Origin of the sequence: Corynebacterium sp. HMSC074C01 (assembly GCF_001814605.1) — a bacterium.
Taxonomy (GTDB): domain Bacteria; phylum Actinomycetota; class Actinomycetes; order Mycobacteriales; family Mycobacteriaceae; genus Corynebacterium.
The window spans coordinates 90,086-103,688 of record NZ_KV817274.1; the positions used below are offsets into that span (position 1 = coordinate 90,086).

Annotated in this window: 11 protein-coding genes, 1 tRNA gene, 1 other RNA gene and 1 pseudogene; 10 read left to right on the forward strand and 4 right to left on the reverse strand. The window is 62.7% G+C overall.

The annotated features are described in order from the left end of the window. The first annotated feature begins 49 nt into the window (after positions 1-49). The 4 genes from gluQRS to HMPREF2978_RS12790 all read left to right on the forward strand — a co-directional run bounded on the left by gluQRS (position 50) and on the right by HMPREF2978_RS12790 (position 3,641). Positions 50-982: a tRNA glutamyl-Q(34) synthetase GluQRS gene (gene gluQRS / locus HMPREF2978_RS04935; RefSeq protein WP_070744422.1), complete on the forward strand. Its 933-nt coding sequence runs from the start codon at positions 50-52 to the stop codon at positions 980-982. A 69-nt stretch (positions 983-1,051) separates the two neighbouring features. Next, a complete protein-coding gene (locus HMPREF2978_RS04940) occupies positions 1,052-2,623 on the forward strand; it encodes a cation:proton antiporter (protein WP_070744424.1) in 1,572 nt (523 codons plus the stop codon). 48 nt (positions 2,624-2,671) lie between these two features. Then, on the forward strand, positions 2,672-3,007 hold the full coding sequence (locus HMPREF2978_RS04945) for a hypothetical protein (protein WP_070744426.1): 336 nt from the start codon (positions 2,672-2,674) through the stop codon (positions 3,005-3,007). A gap of 268 nt (positions 3,008-3,275) precedes the next feature. After that, positions 3,276-3,641, forward strand: coding sequence for a VOC family protein (locus HMPREF2978_RS12790; RefSeq protein WP_168166442.1), 366 nt, complete (start codon positions 3,276-3,278; stop codon positions 3,639-3,641). A gap of 79 nt (positions 3,642-3,720) precedes the next feature. Here HMPREF2978_RS12790 and HMPREF2978_RS04950 read toward each other — a convergent pair. Beyond that, a tRNA-Ser gene (locus HMPREF2978_RS04950) sits at positions 3,721-3,809 on the reverse strand. Between the two features lie 166 nt (positions 3,810-3,975). Between HMPREF2978_RS04950 and ffs the strand changes: the two genes are divergently transcribed. The 6 genes from ffs to recR all read left to right on the forward strand — a co-directional run bounded on the left by ffs (position 3,976) and on the right by recR (position 9,845). After that, an RNA gene (ffs, locus tag HMPREF2978_RS04955) (signal recognition particle sRNA small type) lies at positions 3,976-4,074 on the forward strand. An 81-nt stretch (positions 4,075-4,155) separates the two neighbouring features. Then, positions 4,156-5,427, forward strand: a complete 1,272-nt coding sequence (locus HMPREF2978_RS04960) for an aspartate aminotransferase type Ic (RefSeq protein ID WP_070744431.1) — start codon at positions 4,156-4,158, stop codon at positions 5,425-5,427. 85 nt (positions 5,428-5,512) lie between these two features. Continuing rightward, positions 5,513-5,989 (forward strand): suppressor of fused domain protein, encoded by a 477-nt coding sequence (locus HMPREF2978_RS04965; RefSeq protein ID WP_083298950.1) that lies wholly within the window; start codon positions 5,513-5,515, stop codon positions 5,987-5,989. A 32-nt stretch (positions 5,990-6,021) separates the two neighbouring features. After that, the gene (locus HMPREF2978_RS04970) at positions 6,022-8,637 is read left to right on the forward strand and encodes a DNA polymerase III subunit gamma and tau (protein WP_083316497.1); all 2,616 of its coding nucleotides are present in this window, start codon (positions 6,022-6,024) and stop codon (positions 8,635-8,637) included. Between the two features lie 57 nt (positions 8,638-8,694). Beyond that, entirely contained in the window at positions 8,695-9,075 is a 381-nt protein-coding gene (locus HMPREF2978_RS04975) for a YbaB/EbfC family nucleoid-associated protein (RefSeq protein WP_070744436.1), read from the forward strand. A gap of 113 nt (positions 9,076-9,188) precedes the next feature. Then, positions 9,189-9,845, forward strand: coding sequence for a recombination mediator RecR (gene recR, locus HMPREF2978_RS04980; RefSeq protein WP_070525209.1), 657 nt, complete (start codon positions 9,189-9,191; stop codon positions 9,843-9,845). A 23-nt stretch (positions 9,846-9,868) separates the two neighbouring features. Here recR and HMPREF2978_RS04985 read toward each other — a convergent pair whose 3' ends face one another. The 3 genes and pseudogenes from HMPREF2978_RS04985 to HMPREF2978_RS04995 form a co-directional block, all read right to left on the reverse strand. Continuing rightward, entirely contained in the window at positions 9,869-10,648 is a 780-nt protein-coding gene (locus HMPREF2978_RS04985; protein WP_070744437.1) for a type 1 glutamine amidotransferase, read from the reverse strand. After that, the gene (locus HMPREF2978_RS04990) at positions 10,641-11,930 is read right to left on the reverse strand and encodes a Mur ligase family protein (protein WP_070744439.1); all 1,290 of its coding nucleotides are present in this window, start codon (positions 11,928-11,930) and stop codon (positions 10,641-10,643) included. The genes HMPREF2978_RS04985 and HMPREF2978_RS04990 overlap by 8 nt, the downstream gene beginning before the upstream one ends. Positions 11,931-12,299: 369 nt before the next feature. After that, positions 12,300-13,505, reverse strand: a pseudogene (locus HMPREF2978_RS04995) (DNA polymerase III subunit epsilon); the annotation flags it as partial. Positions 13,506-13,603 lie beyond the last annotated feature (98 nt).

Consider the following 13,603-nt stretch of genomic DNA (forward strand, 5'->3'; position numbering starts at 1 on the left):
TCTAGTAGAGGACTCCGACGCGCGCGGGACTCCTCGTAGACTGGTTGCCATGGATTTTCTCAGCCCCGCCGGGCGCTATGCCCCGAGCCCGTCCGGCGATCTGCATCTGGGTAACCTGCGCACGGCGTTGCTGGCTTGGCTCTACGCCCGGAGCAGCGGGCGCCGCTTCCTTGTGCGCGTGGAAGACATTGACACGCAGCGCTCCTCCCGGGAGTCGGCGCAGCGTCAGTTGGAGGACCTTGCCGCGCTTGGCTTGGACTGGGATGGGGAGGTCATTTACCAGCAGGATCGCTACGCGGCTTATGAGGCGGCGCTGGCGCAGCTTCCAACCTACGAGTGTTATTGTTCGCGCAAAGATATCCAGGAAGCCTCCCGCGCCCCGCATGCCATCCCCGGGCAGTATCCGGGAACGTGCCGTGCGCTTAGCGACGATGAACGGGCCGCCAAACGCGCCGAACTCGCCGCCCAGAACCGCGTGCCAGCCATACGCTTGCTTGCCGACGTTTCCTCCTTCACCATCCACGACGCCTTCGCGGGCGAGTACACCGGGGAGGTGGATGACTTCATCCTGCGCCGTGGCGGGCAGCCCCCGGCCGACCCGAACCAGGGCATGGACTGGGCCTATAACCTGGCGGTTGTTGTCGACGATGCCTTCCAAGGCGTAGATCAGATCGTGCGCGGCGATGACTTGCTGTCTTCGGCCCCGCGCCAGGCGTACCTCGCGCACCAACTGGGCTATCCGGAGCCGGAGTTCGTCCACGTGCCGCTCGTGCTCAACGCTGAGGGTGTGCGTTTGTCCAAGCGCGATGGAGCGGTGACCCTGCGTCAGCTGCTCGAGGGGCACGGTAGGGATGCGGGGGACGTCGTCAAGCTCTTGGCCCAATCCTTAGGGTATGAGGCCTCTTCCGTGCAGGAGCTGTGCGAACAGTTTCAGCCGGAGAAGCTGCCGCGAGAGGCCTTCGTTTGGGATGGTGCTGTGTAACTCCTCACCCTCGCCGGCTGTACAGCGGTAGTCTGAGAACAAAAAATTTAACGGAGAGAGAAGCTCAGCATGGAAGTTTTGTTTGTCCTTATTGGCCTGATGCTGTTGACCGTCATCGTCAAGGCGGTAGGGGACAAAATAGGGCTTCCCTGGCCGGCGCTTTTGACTATCCTTACTGCGGTGGCGGTTTCGGTGTACGCCACTTTCTCGAATGGCACATTTGAATTCTCCGTGCCCGCTGACCTCATTCTTCCCATCTTCTTGCCGCCATTGTTGTGGGCGCTGGCAAGGAGAACATCGTGGGGCGTCATTCGTGAACAGTGGATGACCATCCTGGCGCTGTCCGTGCTGCTCGTGGTAGCTACGACCCTGGCGGTGGGACTCACCGCTCGCGCATTCATGCCGGGCTTGGGGCTCGCTGCCGCCATCCTTATCGGCGCCGCGATTGCTCCGCCAGATCCGGTGGCCGTCGAGGCCGTGGCAGAACCAGCCGGTATCCCGCGGCGCATCATTTCCGTGCTGCAGATTGAGGGCCTGTTCAATGATGCCGCGTCTATTGTGGCCTTCCACCTCGCCCTGGAAGCCGTGACGAGCTCGGGGGAGATGCACGCCGGGGAAGCGGTGACGCGTTTCCTCTATTCCGCGGCGGTAGCCACCATTCTCGGGCTCGTCGTGGGGCGCGTGTCTTCGTGGTTCGTCGGTGCGGTTCACGAGGTTATCGCTCGCAACGCCTTGACGTGGGTGATTCCTTTTGCCGTGTACATCGCCGCGGAGGAGCTCGGTGCCTCCGGTGTCATCGCGGTGGTGATTGCCGCGGTGGAACTGCACTCCCGCGCGCCGATTCAAGCCGAGGACCGCCTTTCCGGCCAGTCATTCTGGGAGACCGTCGAGCTGCTTTTCACGGGTGTGGCTTTCGGCCTCATTGGCCTGACCGTGTTCAGTGCCATCGACGCGGCGGGCGCGGACCTCTGGCATGCGGTCATCATCGGCGTCATCCTGTCCGTTGTTGCCTTCCTCGTGCGCTTGGTGTGGATGTACGCCTTCTATCTCATTAACAAGCGCCGCGGGAAGCCACGCCTGGCGCCGCTGCGCCTGCAAGAAGTGCTGCTTATGACGTGGTCCGGCATGCGCGGTCTGGTGACTCTTGCGCTGGTTCTGTCTGTTCCAAGTGGTTTGAGCTTCTATAACGAGTTGACCGTTATCGCCCTCGTGGTGCTGCTCATGACCATGGTGATTCCCGGACTGCTGCTGCCGTGGCTTATGCGTCAGCTCGACCTCACCACGTATTCGCAGGCAGCCACGGATAAGATGCGCGCGACCATTACCTCCCGCGCGCGTAAAGCCGGTATCGCTGCGATGCGCGCGAAGTATGAGGAACTGGATCCCGACATTGCGGCGAATATCGCCCGATGGTTTGAGGATCGCCTCGGTGAGGATGAGGACGGCGAGGACGCTACGACTCGTCTGCGTATGGCCATCGAGGCCCGTGAGGTGGCCCTCGCGGCGCGGCGAACAGCTCTTGCCGGTGCCCAACAGGAATTGCTGCGTCTGCGCCGCGACAGGGAATTCAACCCCATGATTGTGGATGAAGTGCTTGCCGACGTCGACCGGATGTCCCTCGGCGCAAAGAAACACAGTTGAGGGGAGTGCTGATCCGTGGCTAAGAATGGTGGCGAGAGGAGCGAATCAATGGACGCCTATGAGTACGCCCAGCTGGAAGACGGTCTAGATTACCTTTATGACTTCTTCGAGGAGGACCTGGAGGAGCGCGTACGCGCCGGGCGTGAGCTGCTGCCGACGGGCATGGAAGACATCCTGGGGGATAGCACGCTGGATGACTACGTGTGGCTCTGGATCAAGGAGCCTGGGTCCAACGGTTTCCGCCAGTATCTGCGCGATGGCGGTTACACGGAGCCCGAGGTGGAGGAGGCCTTCCTGCTCGCCCGCACCGAGTGGGGAATGAATACCCCGCCCCATGTGGAGTGGCTCAAGGAAGACGGCTTCGAAGCTCCCGAGTTCGATTAACAGCGTTCGGGTTGGATTGCACGGCTGGCAGTCGGGCTGCAAAGAAACCAAAGTACTGAAACCTTATGCGAAGTATTGCATGTAACCACCTGGGGGTTTCCGCTTGGGGTCTCGCAAATGGTGCCTTTACTTTGGTTCCTTTGCTTGAAGGCTTCACGTCATCGCATGAAGAATCCAATAGCCTCGATTTCTAAAACCGCACACGTGCAAAGGGTGTTTGGAATAATCGCAACTAATCTTTGGCCTAGCAAGAAAGGTTATGCCAATCATGCGATTCGATCATTTGACAATCTTGACCCGCAATATCGAAGCCTCATGGGAGTTCTACCATCGACTTCCAAACTCCGAGGTAAAGCCATTGAATGCTGGAGAAGGATATTTTGAAGTGTCGTTTGATGGCAGTGTAATTGGCGTATTCGATTCTTCAGATTTTGCTTCAGCTACTAGCACTAGTCCGGCAACCCCCGGCGGAGCAGTAATCCAATTTTCTGTCGAGGACGTCGACGAGTACTGGAGTCAACTTCCAGATTCCTATCGCGAGGTTTCTGCCTCACCCAAGAAAATGCCATGGGGTTCTTATTCCGCCTACATTTCGGATCCAGACGGAAACATTCTGGAGTTCTATACGTGGTGAAACGGGTTGGCTTCGAGATGAAGCCAAGAAGAGATGAAGAAGAAGTCCCCTGGATGATGACATCCAGGGGACTTCCTAATGGCGGAGGATAGGGGATTTGAACCCCTGAGGGATGTGACTCCCGCACGCGTTCCAGGCGTGTGACATAGGCCGCTAGTCGAATCCTCCGCTGAGAAACATTACATGAGCCCCCTAATGAAGCAAAATCGCCAGGTCAGCGCAAAGAACTTGAGCATTTAGGTGCTCGAGGTAAGAAGTGCGCCTGGAGGCGGAGTGGGAGCTGGGTGGTGGGGGAGCGGTTTGGCGTCGGCAAGCAAGGCACGCTAGGCTAGACCGCAGGATTCCGCGTGGCGTCCATCCTCTGAACTCCCCCAGGGCAGGAATGCAGCAAGGGTCAGGAGGCTCTGGCGGGTGCGCGGGGTCCCCTTTTATTTTGTGTGCTTTAACACGGGGGATGTAACGGGGCGTTAGTATGGTTGCCATATGTCCGCACTACGTCCCGGAAGGAAGACGGATGTCTCTTCTTAATCTTGAAAAGTCCGAGCTTGCTGAGCTTGCCGCGCAGGTGCGCAAGGACTACGAGGCCCTCAAGGCTGAGGGTTTGGATCTTGACTTGACCCGCGGTAAGCCGTCCAAGGCCCAGCTTGATCTGTCCAATGATCTGCTCGTCCTGCCGGGCCGCGGCCACTACACCGATGCCGCAGGCAATGACCTGCGTAACTACGGTAACCAGAAGGGCATCAAGGAGCTGCGCGAGCTGTGGGGCAAGCTCACCAACATGGACCCAGAGCTCCTCGTCGCGGCGGACTCTTCCTCCCTGAACATCATGTATGACCTCGTCCTGTGGGCCTACACCTTCGGTACTAACAGCTCTGAGCAGCCCTGGTCCAAGGAAGAGACCATCAAGTGGATCTGCCCCACCCCGGGATATGACCGCCACTTTGCCATCACGGAATCCTTCGGCTTCGAGCTGATTTCGGTACCGATGGAAGAAGACGGCCCGGACATTGAGGCGGTAGAAGAGCTGGCCAAGGACCCGCAGGTCAAGGGCATGTGGGTGGTGCCGATGTTCTCCAACCCTTCGGGCGCTGTCATCTCTGAAGAGAAGACCCGCCGCCTTGCCGCAATGGAGACTGGTGCGCCGGACTTCCGCATCGTGTGGGATAACGCTTATGCCGTGCACACGCTGACTGAGGACTTCCCGGAGATTCTGCCGATCCTGGATATCGCTGCGGAAGAAGGCAACCCGGACCGCTTCTGGGCCATGTCTTCTTCGTCGAAGATCACCTTCGCCGGCTCCGGCGTGAGCTTCTTCGGCTCCTCCGAGGACAACCTCGAGTGGTACCTGGAGCACGCCGGTATCCGCGGCATTGGCCCGAACAAGATTAACCAGCTGGCACACTACGAGTTCTTCGGTTCCGCCGAGGGCGTGCGCGCGGTTATGCGCCGCCACGCTGCGCTGCTGGCGCCGAAGTTTGAGGCAGTCCTGCGCATCCTGGATAAGAACCTCACCCATCATGAGATCGCTGATTGGACCCACCCGGAGGGCGGCTACTTCATCTCCCTCAACGTGATGGACGGCACCGCCACCCGCGTGTGGGAGCTGGCCCGTGACGCCGGCATTCTCCTGACCAAGGCCGGCTCGGCCTTCCCCTATGGCAAGGATGAGAAGGACCACAACATTCGCTTGGCCCCGTCCCTGCCGCCGCAGGAGGAAGTTGAGGCAGCCATGGACGGCGTGGCCACCTGTGTGCTGCTCGCCGCACTGGAGAAGCTGGGGGCATAGGGCAATCAACTCTGACGAGACGGCCTACTGGCTCGACCAGATTATTCCCGCTGACCTCGAGTTTAAGAATGTTGAAGGGCAGCGTTTGGGCTTAGCCTCGCTGGAGGGCGAGCAGTCCCTCGCGGTCACGTGTGGCTTCGCTGATGTGGATACCGGCTTGGCGCACGCTGAGCAGGGGATCGACGTGCGCTGCGAACTGCTCACCGTTGCACGCACCGGCCAACCGGAGGTTGCCGCTGCGGTGAGCGCGGCAGCGGCATTGCTTAAACAAGCCGCAGGCTTGCTGCCCGCGCAGCCGGGCTTGCTCTTGCCCAAGCTTTTTGCGGAGGATGACAAGCGCTTCGCTCGCTTCAGCGTGCGCCATGGCATGCTCATTGCTCCGTACCTGTGGGGCGGCCAGACCCCACAAGTGGCGGAGGAGGGCCGCCTGACGCTGGTCTGCCAATTGCTGATGCTGAGCGACGCCGAGTACGCCTACGCCGTCGAGGAAGGCGTGCCGGCGCTGCAGCAGGCGGTGGCGGAGCAAGGTATCGATCTGCTGGATTGGCAGCGCTCGGAGTGACGTGTCGGGGCGAGACGCTAGACTGACTAACCGTGGCTCTTTACCGGAAATATCGTCCAGCAACGTTCGCGGAAGTGGTAGGCCAAGAGCAGGTCACCACGCCTTTGTCCGCCGCCCTTGATGCGGGGCGCATTAACCATGCCTACCTCTTTTCCGGCCCGCGTGGCTGCGGAAAGACGTCGTCTGCGCGCATCATGGCCCGCTCGCTGAACTGCGAACAGGGCCCCACCTCCACGCCGTGCGGGGTGTGCGATTCCTGCGTCTCGCTGGCCCCTGGCGGGCCGGGCAACTTGGATGTCACGGAGCTCGATGCCGCTTCCCACAATGGTGTCGAGGACATGCGTGAGCTGCGTGACCGCGCCTACTACGCGCCGGCGGAGTCGCGCTACCGCATCTTCATCATCGATGAGGCCCACATGATTTCCGCCTCCGGTGCCAATGCTTTGCTCAAGGTGGTGGAGGAGCCACCGGAGCACGTGATCTTTATCTTTGCCACGACGGAGCCGGAAAAGATCATCGGCACCATCCGCTCGCGTACCCACCACTACCCCTTCCGCCTGCTAACCCCGCCGGCGATGAAGGGGCTGTTGGAGCGCACCGTGGCCTCGGAGAACGTCCACGTGGATGACACCGTGTACCCCATGGTCATCCAGGCCGGCGGCGGGTCACCGCGTGACACGTTATCCATCTTGGACCAGCTGTTGGCGGGCGCGGGTCCCGATGGCTTGACCTACGATGTGGCCCGTCCGCTTCTGGGTGTCACGGACGAGGGCTTGCTGGATAACACGATTGAGGCTCTGGCTAGCCAGGATAAAGCGGGGCTTTTCCGGCTTGTCGACGATGTCATTGAAGCCGGCCACGATCCCCGTCGTTTTGCTATTGATCTCTTGGCTCGTTTGCGGGATTTGATGATCCTGCAGGCCGTGCCATCCGCGCTGGAGGAAGGTTTGGTCTCGGCTCCGACTGACCGCGGGGAAGTACTGACTGCCCAGGCGCAGCGCTTCTCTGGCCCGCAGCTGGCCTACCTGGCGGAAACCGTCAACGAGCGCGTGTCCTCCCTGCGGGGAGCGACGTCCCCACGGCTACTTCTAGAAATTTTGTGTGCGCACCTCATCGTTGGTGCCGCCCCCGCAGCGGCAGCGGCCGGTCAGCTACCCACCGCTGCCCCGCAAGGTGCGGGAGCGCAGCCTTCGGCACCCGCAGGGCAGCCCACCGCGCCTGCACAGCGCCAGCAATCTGCGGTCGCCAGCGCCCAGGATCCCGCGGCCGCCGCTGCGGCGATCATCGCGCAGCGCCGCAGCCGTCAAGCAGCAAAGCAAGAGGCCCAGCAACAGCAACCACTGCAGCAACCGCAGCAGGCCGACAAGGCTCAGGAAGCAGTCCAGCAGGTGCAGCAGACCCCTGCCCCCGAGGACTCGCAGCCCCAAGTACCAGAGCGTCCTGCACAGCCGGAGGCGCAGCCTGAGCCTCAGCCAGAGCAGCCAGAGCAGCCTAAACAGCGCCAAGAGCCGCCGGAGCGCCAGCAACAGGAACAGCACGAACAGCAGCAACAGGAGCAGACGGAACAACAAGAACAGGCTCAAGAACAGCACCCTGAGCCTGAGCAGCCGCACGACCCAGCCGCGGAGATTCGCGGGCGGTGGTCGGACCTGCGCGCCACCATTGGCCGTCGCAACAAGGTCGCTGAAATCATGCTTGCCGAAGCCCGTGTCCTCGGCGTGCGTGATGACACCCTGGTTCTTGGGCACACCACCGGTGCGCTGGCGGAACGCATCAATTCTCCAGGCACCAACGAGGTCATCGTGACTGTCCTTCAGGAGGAGCTCAACCGCACCCTGAAGGTCACGTGTGTCATCGGCACCGACCCGAAGGCCCACGGGTTCACGGTGGCTGAGCCAGTTCAGCGTACCCAGTGGAATCCCAACCAACCGCCACGGGAGGCCGCCGAGCCCGACGAGGAGGCAGAGAGTCCAAAGACTCCGGACAACGCTACTGATTCGCACTCTTCCGAAACTGCGCCAGCTTCCGCAGCCGCAACAGAATCTGAAGAAGTAGACAAGACCAGCGAGCCCGAGGTGAAGGAACACGGCACCGCTAGCGATGACCCGTGGGGCGCGCCGCGTCGGATTGGGCAGCAGGGGCCGTCGTCTGAAACGACGGCGGATCAGCCCAAGCCTCAGCACGGTGCGCGCGAGGAGGAGGCCACGCGACCGGAGACTGCCCCGCGCGGGGCAGCAGTGCCCCCAAAGAGGGAGGCCCGTGGCAGCCAATGGCGATCACGCATCGCTCAGGCGACCCAGGTCGCGGCCCAACGCGATGAAGAGTTTTCCAAGGTTCCCAAGTTCGGCAACGGCGTTCCGCTGCCACCAGAGCCGGGGCCAGACGAGGGTGAGTTCGAGGCACCGCCGGAGGAGTACGGTCCGCCAGCGGGGGCGAATGGGGCGTCGGAAAGCGCAGGCCAGGCGCCTGGAATGCCGCAGCAACCCGCACCCCAGCAAGCGCCCGCACCGCAGCCGGAGTACACCCGCGCGGACGAGGAACGCGAGATGATGGAGGCCGCGCAGAGCGCCGGAGAGATGGACCACCGCAACGCCACGGAGGTCGCCATGGAGCTCCTCGCGCAGGAGTTGGGAGCGCGGCGGCTGTAGCGCGGCATCTGTACACTTGGCGCGTAGTGAAAATAACCGTGTGAAAGGATTTTTAGCATGACTGAGAACGATCCGATGCAGCAGGCAAATGACATGAACGAGATCCTGGCGCAGGCCGCCCGCGTCCAGGCTGAACTAGAAAAGGCTCAGAAGGAAATCCTGGCCGCCACCGTTGAGGGTAGCGCTGGCAATGGCCTGGTGAAGGTTACCATGACCGGTGGCGCTGAGCTGCAGAGCGTTTCCATTGATAAGTCCGTCGTCGACCCGGAGGATATCGATACCCTTCAGGACCTCATCGTCGGCGCCTTCAAGGAGGCTCACGCCGCTGCCGGCCGCCTGGCCCAGGAGAAGATCGGCCCGCTGTCCCAGGGCATGGGCCAGTCCCAGCAGAAGTATGATGGTCCGTCCATCCAGGATGTCTTCGGCGGTAACCAGTAAGCCGCGCGTTAGACTTAAAGGCCGTTGTTGCCCTCTTGCGGAGGGCGGCGCGGCCTTTAGTTGTGTCTCCGACCGTCGAGGTCTAGGGGATTGTTGAGTGAGGGGAGCATTGCGTGTTTGAAGGACCTCTGCAGGATCTCATCGATGAGTTCTCGCGCCTGCCGGGTATTGGCCCGAAGTCAGCGCAACGCATCGCCTTCCACGTGTTGCATCAGGATCCGGAGGAGATTGATCGCCTCCAGAAGGCGCTGGGGGCAGTGCGTGATGGCGTGACTTTCTGCCGCATCTGTTGCAATATTTCCCGCGAGGAAGTCTGCCGCATTTGTGTGAACTCGCAGCGCGATGCCTCTACCATCTGCGTGGTAGAAGAGCCCAAGGACATCCAGGTCATCGAGCGCACCGGCGAATATGACGGCCGCTACCACGTGCTGGGCGGCGCACTGGACCCGCTGGCAAACGTAGGCCCGAAGGACCTGAACATCTCACAACTTCTGCAGCGCCTCGGCGGCGTACTGCCGGACCGAGAGCTCGCGGATTCCACCCCGGAGGAGCCGCTTTACGACGACTCCCCGGACATCACCGAGGTCATTCTCGCTACCGATCCCAACACGGAGGGCGAGGCCACCGCGGCCTACCTCGTGCGCCTGCTACGAGACTTCCCAGGGCTAAAGATCACCCGGTTGGCCTCCGGCATGCCGCTGGGAGGCGACCTTGAGTTCGTCGATGAGCTGACGCTCTCGCGTGCCTTGAGCGGCCGCCTGACGGTCTAGCGGCGCGGTGCCTCCGAGCGCCGCTAGCGTTGCGAGCGCGGCGGCTCCGAGGCGTTAAAACGCTCGGTACGCAGCTGGTCAATAGCCGGGATATCCAAGGGCTCGAGTTCGCTGAGCGCTACCCCCATGGCCTTGGCCAGCAGCAGGTCAGCCAGTTGCGGGTTGCGTGCCAGGACCGGACCGTGCATGTAGGTGGCGATGACGCTGCCCTGCACCGCACCCTCGGCTCCGCGCTGAACAGCCTTGTCGGAGAGATCCAGGATGGCGGCGGTATCCGCATTGCCGGTTCCGCGCGTCAGCGTTCCCAGCGGCTGGGCGGCGGGCCCCAGGATGGTGGCACCCATGTGGTTTTCAAAACCGGTGAGCGGCTCGGTGAGCTCAGCGGTGATGCCGGCCTTGGTCGGTTCCGTGGCTACCTCGCCGATAGCGCGCTCGGTCATGGAGGCGGTGGTGGCGTCGATAAGCCCCACGCCATCCACAACGCGACCGGACGCACGGAAGGATTCGCCGAGCACCTGCAGGCCTGCGCAAATCGCCAGAATCGGGCGCTTAGCGGTCGCCGCACGGGTCAGGCCGCCATCGGCGATGAGGTGCTCCGCGGCGAGAATCTGCGCGGTGTCCTCGCCGCCGCCAAGGGTGTAGATGTCGAGGGAATCCGGCACCGGCTCACCCAGCTTGATGGGCACGATCTCTGCCTCATGGCCGCGCATGCGGGCGCGTTGGCGCAGGACCAAGGCGTTGCCGTCATCGCCGTAGGTGCCCAGGATGTCGGGGAGGATGAGGCCAATCTGCAGGCTAGTCATTCGAGTGCTCCTTTGCTGCTGCGGCGGTGAGTGCCTTCTTCAGATCACGGAAGGCGGTGTAGTTGGCCAAGACCTCGATGCGGCCTTCCGGGCAGGATTGAATAGCGGTGAGCGGGTCCGCAATCAGCTCGTGCGAGATATCCGCGTAGACCAGACGCACTGCTAGGTCGGTTCCGCGTTCACCGGCTGCCTTGACGGGGATGCCTTCGAAATCCTCGAAGCGCACGTCCCAGAGCCAGGACATATCAATACCGTCTGCCACGTGGCCATTGGTTGCGATGACCAGGCCATCGGCGTCACGGTCCACCATGGACAGCGCCTCCTGCCAGCCGGCCGGATTCTTGGCCAGCAGCAGGCGGATTTCGCGCTTGCCCAGCGTGATGGTGGAGTAGCGTCCGGCCACATCATCGACGCCTTCGGCAGCGGCAATAGCCTTGTGGCGGTCCACGCCAAAGGCCTCCACCGCAGCGGCGACGGCTTGGGCGGCATTGCCGCGGTTCGCGCGGCCTGGGAGGGAAAGGCGCAGCTTATCGACGCCCTTCGGGCTCACAATGCCCTCCTCCGTCACCGCCCAGGTGGGGGTGGGGCGGCGGAACTCGCGGCCGTCGGCAAGCGGCTTGACCGCGCGCCAGTCCTCACCATCGCGCACGATGTGGCCGCCGGTGCGTGGACAGGTGACGGATTCACCCATCCAACCAGCGCCCGCGGAGACCCAAATGACATTCTTCGCGTCATAGGCCACGGAGGTCATGAGGACGTCATCACAGTTGGCGATGACGAGCATGTCCGGGTGGGCCTCGACGGCGCCGCGCAGGGCGCGTTCAATCTTGTTGATCTCACCCACGCGGTCCAGCTGGTCGCGGGAAAGGTTCAGCAGCACCAGCGCGGTGGGGCTGAGATTATCCGCGACGTGGGGAACGTGGAGCTCGTCCACCTCAAGGACTAGATGACTCGCATCCTTGCCTGCGAGGAGCGCGGAGATGATTCCCGCATCCATGTTGTCGCCGCCATCATTGGTGGCCACGGTGTGCTCGGCGCGCACCGCGGCGGCCAGCATGCGCGTGGTCGTGGACTTGCCGTTGGTACCGGTGACCAGGATGGCCGGGCGCTGCTTGGCCAAGTTCTGCATGATGGTGGGGTCGATGGCGTTGGCGATGAGCCCGCCAATCATGCCGCCCGCGCCGCGGCCCGTGGCGCGCGAGGCGGTGGTGGCCAGCGCCGCAGCGGTGGTAGCGACCGCAGTGCGCGCGGAAGAAAACGCGCTTCGGAAGTTAAAATTCATGTTCCCCAGAGTAGTCGGGGGAGCTTAGTTATCGGTGTTGTGTGAGCGGTTGTGTCCCGAGTTTTGATGCTTCTGGTGGTTGCCACTACCGCGGCGGCCACGTCCGCCGCGCCGGCGACGGCGGCGACCTTTATTGCCGCCCCTGTTCCGGTTGTTCGAGTCGGAGTCCGACTGGGCGGGCTTGTCACTCGGAGATCCGTCGGATGAGGAGCCCTGGGGCTTCTTCTGCGCGTGTCCCTGCTTGGGGGAGTGCTGAGTGCCGGAGGACTTGCGGCGAGAGCGGCGGCGGTTCTTGTTCGTGGAACGATTGCGGCTGGATTGTCCACTGTTGTGGCGTCCGCCCGAATTACCCGTTGACGTGGAACTGGTTTCTTCCTCTGGCTCCGTGGGCTCCTCGATGCGCTCGAGAGCGGCGAGGAAGGCAACATCGGACATCAGGGGGATGTCCTTGCGGTGAGCGTGCATAGGTTTGCCCACGAGGTTGGTGGTGATGTTGCAGACCACCAGGGACGTCTCTCGGGTGAGCTTCTCAGAGTAGTTGAGTTCCTCCCGGGCCAGGGCGGCGATGATGGTATCGGGGTCCTCGGTGATTTCCGGGGCCACGACGATCTCCATGCCGCGGATGAGTTCCTTGCCGAGCACATACGTGCCAGGGTTGTGGTGCTGGCGGGGAGCCTCAGCAGCGTCGACGCGGACGTGGGAACGCTGCAGCCCAAAACGATCAGCTCGCAGATCATCCGGTGCTGCGCTGCTGCGTGGGCCTGAAGCTTGCGCGCGATAAAGATTCACAAGCAGGCGGGTTGCTTCGCGGGAGGTCTCCTTCTCCGGCCTCTGCGCACGTTCGACGCTGGCCGTGGGGTCAGGCGCAGGAAGGCCCGTATCGCGGGCGACTGCTGCCAGACGAATATCGGTGCCCCATACGCTTTGGCGACGTGCGGTGGCGAGGGTATCCACGATTGCCACTGGGGTAGGAACGTGACCCACCTTGAATCGGCGGCGCCGGCCCTTGCCGCGGTTGCGATTGCGCGCGCGGTTCTGGCGGGCGGCGGCGGTCATTGCGCGGCGTGCCTCTGAGACGATGAAACCCCAGGTGTAGGGGGCGTCGTGGACGATGAGAGTGCGGCCATCGATGAGCCGGTCCAGTGGTTTGAGGAGCATGGAAAAGGACTGTCCGGCTTGGACTTCTTCAGCGCTCAGACCGTGCAGGTGCCTGGGGCCTGGGTCCTCGCCCGGATTGATGACGGCGTGGAACTCTTGGCCGATTTCGCCTTCGGCGTTGAGGGTTAGCGCATCCACGGTGAGCAACCGACCCGTGGAGGGGTGGATGCCGGTGGTTTGGATGGTCAGCGCTACGAAGGGGAAAGCTGCGAGGGCTTCCTCTCGGGCGGAGGCCCTGTCCTTGTTGTCGTCCTTGTTCTGCTGGGGCGCCTGATGTTCTTTGGGGGTCTGCTTCTTGGCAGTGTGGTGCGGGCGTGGTCCCGGCTTCGGGGCGCTGGTGTTCGGTGACGCCGCGGCCGGCGTCCCTGCTGCGCTAGGCTGCGCTGCAGGCTTGGAGGGGCCGGGTGTCGTAGTCATTGTTCACAGTTTAGTACCCAACTGCGAGGAAGCTGGAAAGGGCACACGTGAAGCGGCTCTAACCACCTAAATGGAAGTAGGGGTGGCGCTGCGCGCTG

Bases quoted from the DNA above. Each gene is read 5' to 3' on its own strand.
- gluQRS (WP_070744422.1), top strand. From the start codon at position 50: ATGGATTTTCTCAGCCCCGCCGGGCGCTATGCCCCGAGCCCGTCCGGC.
- HMPREF2978_RS04940 (WP_070744424.1), top strand. From the start codon at position 1,052: ATGGAAGTTTTGTTTGTCCTTATTGGCCTGATGCTGTTGACCGTCATC.
- HMPREF2978_RS04945 (WP_070744426.1), top strand. From the start codon at position 2,672: ATGGACGCCTATGAGTACGCCCAGCTGGAAGACGGTCTAGATTACCTT.
- HMPREF2978_RS12790 (WP_168166442.1), top strand. From the start codon at position 3,276: ATGCGATTCGATCATTTGACAATCTTGACCCGCAATATCGAAGCCTCA.
- HMPREF2978_RS04960 (WP_070744431.1), top strand. From the start codon at position 4,156: ATGTCTCTTCTTAATCTTGAAAAGTCCGAGCTTGCTGAGCTTGCCGCG.
- HMPREF2978_RS04975 (WP_070744436.1), top strand. From the start codon at position 8,695: ATGACTGAGAACGATCCGATGCAGCAGGCAAATGACATGAACGAGATC.
- HMPREF2978_RS04985 (WP_070744437.1), bottom strand. From the start codon at position 10,648: ATGACTAGCCTGCAGATTGGCCTCATCCTCCCCGACATCCTGGGCACC.
- HMPREF2978_RS04990 (WP_070744439.1), bottom strand. From the start codon at position 11,930: ATGAATTTTAACTTCCGAAGCGCGTTTTCTTCCGCGCGCACTGCGGTC.